This window comes from Variovorax sp. 01T439_2 (genome assembly GCF_056398445.1).
In genome coordinates, this window is record NZ_JBFTPJ010000389.1 from 1 (window position 1) to 5126 (window position 5126).

Annotated in this window: 6 protein-coding genes; 3 read left to right on the plus strand and 3 right to left on the minus strand. The window is 66.0% G+C overall.

Annotated features, from left to right (window positions below; genetic code table 11):
* On the minus strand, nt 1-638 hold a 638-nt coding region (locus AC1DOC_RS18410), incomplete at its 3' end, for an ATP-binding cassette domain-containing protein (RefSeq protein WP_478130229.1).
* Between the two features lie 118 nt (nt 639-756).
* Nucleotides 757-1713 carry a substrate-binding domain-containing protein gene (locus tag AC1DOC_RS18415; RefSeq protein ID WP_478130230.1) on the minus strand — a complete coding sequence of 319 codons (957 nt, stop codon included), beginning with the start codon at nt 1711-1713 and terminating at the stop codon, nt 757-759.
* Nucleotides 1714-1928: 215 nt separating this feature from the next.
* Here AC1DOC_RS18415 and ychF point away from each other — a divergent pair, with 215 nt between their 5' ends.
* Together ychF and AC1DOC_RS18425 are read left to right on the plus strand one after the other, a co-directional pair.
* On the plus strand, nt 1929-3020 hold the full coding sequence (gene ychF, locus AC1DOC_RS18420; RefSeq protein ID WP_478081421.1) for a redox-regulated ATPase YchF: 1092 nt from the start codon (nt 1929-1931) through the stop codon (nt 3018-3020).
* Between the two features lie 9 nt (nt 3021-3029).
* Nucleotides 3030-3704 carry a glutathione S-transferase gene (locus AC1DOC_RS18425; RefSeq protein WP_015867396.1) on the plus strand — a complete coding sequence of 225 codons (675 nt, stop codon included), beginning with the start codon at nt 3030-3032 and terminating at the stop codon, nt 3702-3704.
* A gap of 10 nt (nt 3705-3714) precedes the next feature.
* Here AC1DOC_RS18425 and AC1DOC_RS18430 read toward each other — a convergent pair whose 3' ends face one another.
* Nucleotides 3715-4185, minus strand: coding sequence for a YqaA family protein (locus tag AC1DOC_RS18430; protein WP_015867395.1), 471 nt, complete (start codon nt 4183-4185; stop codon nt 3715-3717).
* 180 nt (nt 4186-4365) lie between these two features.
* On the opposite strand from AC1DOC_RS18430, the gene dusB reads away from it, so the two are divergent.
* A partial coding sequence (dusB, locus tag AC1DOC_RS18435) for a tRNA dihydrouridine synthase DusB (RefSeq protein WP_478130231.1) occupies nt 4366-5126 on the plus strand: 761 nt, incomplete at its 3' end.

Here is a 5126-nt window from a genome sequence, read left to right on the forward strand (position 1 = left end):
GCAATGCGCTGCAGCTCCTCGAGCCGGTGCGACACATAAATGATGGCCACGCCGCGCGCCTTCAGCAGCTCGATCTGCTCGAACAGGTGCGAGGTCTCGCGCGGCGTGAGCATGGCGGTGGGCTCGTCGAGCACCAGCACGCGCGTGTCGTCCTGCAGGTTGCGCGCAATCTCCACCATCTGCTGCTGGCCGATGCCCAGCCGCGCCACCGGCGTGGCCGGGTCGATGTGCTCCATGCCGATCTTCGCGAGCTGGCGCGCGGCCAGATCGTGCAGCTTGCCGCGGCGGATCCAGCCGGTCTGGTTGGGCAGCCGGTCGAGCAGCAGGTTCTCGGCCACCGACAGCGTGGTGACCAGCCCCAGCTCCTGCATGACCATGCGCACGCCCAGGCGCTCGGCGTCGCGGCGGGAAGCGGGCTGGAACGCCGCGCCGCCGAGCAGCATCTGCCCGCGCGTGGGCTGCACCAGGCCGCAGACGATCTTCGACAGCGTGCTCTTGCCCGCGCCGTTCTCGCCCGTGAGCGCGAGCACCTCGCCGGCATTCAGCACCAGCGAGACGTCGTCGAGCACCGGCGCCGCATAGTCCTTGCCGAGCGCGCTCAGCGAGAGCACCGGCGTACTGCGATGGGCGTCAGTCACGATGACCACCTCATTCCAGAAACACCGAGGAACCGGCTTCGCCGGGCCTCAGGTGTTGCCCCCGGTAGGGGGTTGGCGAAGCGACACGAAGTGCGCGAAGACTGGGGGCGAGCAACATTTACTTGGCTGACGATTTGGTGACCAGCACCACGTCGGTCTTCACTTCGGCCGGCATGCTCGACTGCGGCTTCTTCTCGGCCAGCGCCTTGAGCGCGGTCTCGATGCCGAACACCGCCTGCTTGGCCGCGAACTGGTCGGCGGTGGCAAGCACGCGGCCGTCCTTCAGCATCGGCTTGATGGCGCCGATGTTGTCGTAGCCCACCACCAGCACCTTGCCGGTCTTGCCCGCGGCCTTGACGGCCGCCACGGCGCCCAGCGCCATGCTGTCGTTGCCCGCGAGCAGCGCCTTCAGGTCGGGGTGCTCGCGCATCATGCCGGCGGCCACCGTGTTGCCCTTGTCGATTTCCCACTGGCCCGACTGCACGCCCACCACCGTGGCGCCGGCGGCCTTCATGGCGTCCTGGTAGCCGAGGGTGCGCTGCTGCGCATTGAAGGTGGTCGACACGCCTTCGATGATGCCGACCTTGTCGCCGGGCTTCAGGCTCTTGGCGAGCTCGTCGCCCACCAGCTTGGCGCCGGCGCGGTTGTCGGGGCCGACGAAGGGCACCTGGATGCCCTTTTCCTTCAGCGCGGCGGCGTCGAACTGGTTGTCGATGTTGACCACGAGAATGCCCTTGTCGATGGCCGCCTTGACCACCGGCACCAGCGCCTTCGAATCGGCCGGCGCAATGACCAGCGCATTGATCTTCTGCGCCATCATCTGCTCCACCATCTTGATCTGGGCGGCCGTGTCGGTCTCGTCCTTGATGCCGTTGGCCACCAGGGTGTACTCCGAGGCATGGGCCTTCTGGTGCGCCTTGGCGCCGTCTTCCATGGTGCGGAAGAATTCGTTGGCCAGCGACTTCATGAYCAGCGCGACCTTGGGCTTGTCCTGGGCCAGGGCGGGCGAGGCGGCGAAAGCGCCCAGCAGCGCCAGGGCGGCTGCGCTTTGCAGCGTGCGGCGGGTGAACTTCATGGGTGATGTCTCCTGAGGTGGTTGAGCGGTGCGCCGGTCTGTGGCCGGGGCATCGATGTTAACCAACGAAAACGTTTGCGCAAACGTTTGCTAATCCGGTTTAACCCTGATTCTTGGCCAGGGGGTTTCCGGGGCGGGTGAAGCGGCCCGAAATGCGCGCGGCCGAGGGAAAACCTGGACAGCCTAAAATCCCCGGTTACCCAAGAGGACCCCCCATGAGTTTGCAATGCGGCATCGTCGGCCTGCCCAACGTCGGTAAATCCACCCTTTTCAATGCGTTGACCAAGGCCGGCATCGCGGCGGAAAACTATCCGTTCTGCACCATCGAGCCCAACGTGGGCGTGGTGGAAGTGCCCGATCCGCGGCTCGACCAGCTCAGCGAGATCGTCAAGCCCGAGCGCGTGGTGCCCGCCATCGTCGAGTTCGTCGACATTGCCGGTCTGGTGGCCGGCGCCAGCACGGGCGAGGGCCTGGGCAACAAGTTTCTTGCGCACATCCGCGAAACCGACGCCACCGTGAACGTGGTGCGCTGCTTCGACGACGAGAACGTGATCCACGTGGCCGGCAAGGTCGACCCGATCTCCGACATCGAGGTGATCCAGACCGAACTCTGCCTGGCCGACCTGGCCACGGTCGAGAAGGCGCTGCACCGCCACACCAAGGTGGCGCGTTCGGGCGACAAGGACGCGCAGAAGCTCGTCGGCCTGCTCGAGCGCTGCCAGGCCGCGCTGAACGAGAACACGCCGGTGCGCGCGCTCGAGTTCACGAAGGAAGAGCAGCCGCTGGTGAAGTCGTTCACGCTCATCACCGCCAAGCCCGCGATGTTCGTCGGCAACGTGGCCGAAGACGGCTTCGAGAACAACCCCTACCTCGACCGCCTGCGCGAATACGCCGCCAAGCAGGGCGCGCCCGTGGTCGCCATCTGCGCCAAGATCGAAGCCGAACTGGCCGAGATGGACGACGAGGACAAGAAGATGTTCCTCGCCGAAATCGGCCAGGAGGAGCCGGGCCTCAATCGCCTGATCCGCGCGGCCTACAAGCTCTTGGGCCTGCAAACCTACTTCACCGCYGGCGTGAARGARGTRCGCGCMTGGACCATCCACATCGGCGACACCGGCCCCCAGGCCGCCGGCGTGATCCACGGCGACTTCGAGAAGGGCTACATCCGCGCCCAGACCATTTCGTTCGAGGACTACATCGCCTACAAGGGCGAACAGGGCGCGAAGGACGCGGGCAAGATGCGCTCGGAAGGCAAGGAATACGTCATCAAGGATGGCGACGTGATGAACTTCCTCTTCAGTTCGTAAAGCCGCCTCATGCTCACCGTCCATCACCTGAACAACTCGCGCTCGCAGCGCGTGCTCTGGCTGCTCGAAGAACTCGGCCTGCCTTACGAGATCGTCCATTACCAGCGCGATCCGCAGACCATGTTGGCGCCCGCTTCGCTGCGGGCCGTGCATCCGCTGGGCAAGTCGCCGGTGGTGACGACGGACGACGGGCTGGCGCTGGCGGAGTCGGGCGCGGTCATCGAAACGCTGATCGAGCGCCATGGCAGCGGCCGCCTTGCGCCCGCGGCGGGCACGCCCGAGGCGGTGCGCTATCGCTACTGGCTGCACTTCGCGGAAGGCTCGGCGATGTCGCCGCTGCTGCTCAAGCTGGTGTTCGACAGGATCGAGAACAGCAAGATGCCGTTCTTCGTGAAGCCGATTGCAAAAATGATCTCGGGCAAGGCGAAGGCGGCCATCGTCACGCCCAACATCGAGAGCCACCTGAATTTCATGGAAGGCGAACTCGGCAAGAGCGAATGGTTCGCCGGCAGCGAATTCACCGGTGCCGACATCCAGATGAGTTTTCCGGTCGAAGCCGCGCAGGCGCGCGGCGGCCTCGATGCGAAGCGGCCCAGGCTCATGGCGTACCTGGAGCGCATCCATGCGCGCCCGGCCTACCAGCGCGCGCTCGAACGCGGCGGCCCCTACGGCCTCCTGAGCTGAAGCGGCCGGCTCACGACGGAAACACGTAGAGCAGCGCGACCGTCATGCAGACATAGCGCAGGAACTTCCCGATGGCCATGTAGCCAAGGCATGGCCAGAACGGCAGCTTGAGCCAGCCGGCCACCGCGCACAGCGGATCGCCCACCAGCGGCAGCCAGCTCAGCAGGCAGGCCTTGGGTCCGAGCCGCTCCAGCCAGCCCAAGACCCGCACATGATGTTTCGAGTGCGAATATTTGTCTGCCACCTTGTGYGCGCCGTAGCCCATCCACCAGTCGACCGCACCGCCCAGCGTGTTGCCCACCGTCGCGACCAGGATGGCCGGCCAGAACATGTCGGGGTTGAGCTTGAGCAGGCCGAAAAGAATGGGCTCCGAGCCCACCGGCAGCAGCGTGGCCGAAACGAAGGCCGCGATGAACAGCGTGGAGAGTCCGTATTGCGGAAGCGCAAGGAGCGCCAGGAGTGCGTCGAGCCAGGCTTGCATAAAGTGAAATGAGTCGACGCAGTATAGGCAGCGGCCCCTCTGCGCCAGGTCGGAGAAAGCGCCGGATGAAGCGGTGCCTGCGGTGTACCGCGCGCGCAAATCGTTTCAGCGCATGGCATCGCGCGTGGCTACAATCGTGCCTCATTTTTCAGCAGCCGCTCTCGCGACGCCTTCCACTTCATGACCTTGCAGATCGGCACCCACACGCTGGAAAACCGCCTGTTCGTCGCGCCCATGGCCGGCGTGACGGACCGGCCGTTCCGCATGCTGTGCCGTGAACTCGGCGCGGGCTATGCGGTCAGCGAGATGGTCACCTCGCGCAAGGAACTCTGGAACACGCTCAAGACCTCGCGCCGCGCCAACCACGACGGCGAGCCCGGTCCCATCGCGGTGCAGATTGCCGGCACCGATGCGGCCATGATGGCCGAGGCCGCGGTCTACAACATCGAGCGCGGCGCGCAGATCATCGACATCAACATGGGCTGCCCGGCCAAGAAGGTCTGCAACAAGTGGGCCGGTTCGGCGCTGATGCGCGACGAGCCGCTGGCGCTTGAAATCGTGCAGGCCGTGGTCGACGCGGCACAGCCCCACAACGTGCCGGTCACGCTCAAGATGCGCACCGGCTGGAGCGAAGAGCACCGCAACGCAGTGAAGCTCGCGCGCGATTTCGAATCGGCCGGCGTGCAAATGCTCACTGTCCATGGCCGCACCCGCGAGCAAGGCTACAAGGGCAGCGCCGAGTACGACACCATTGCCGCAGTGAAGGCCGCGGTGCGCGTGCCGGTGGTGGCCAATGGCGACATCCGCTCGCCCGAGAAGGCGCGCGAAGTGCTCGCGGCCACGGGCGCCGACGCGGTGATGATCGGCCGCGCCGCGCAGGGGCGGCCCTGGATCTTCCGCGAGATCGCCCATTTCCTGGCCACGGGCACGCACCTTGCGCC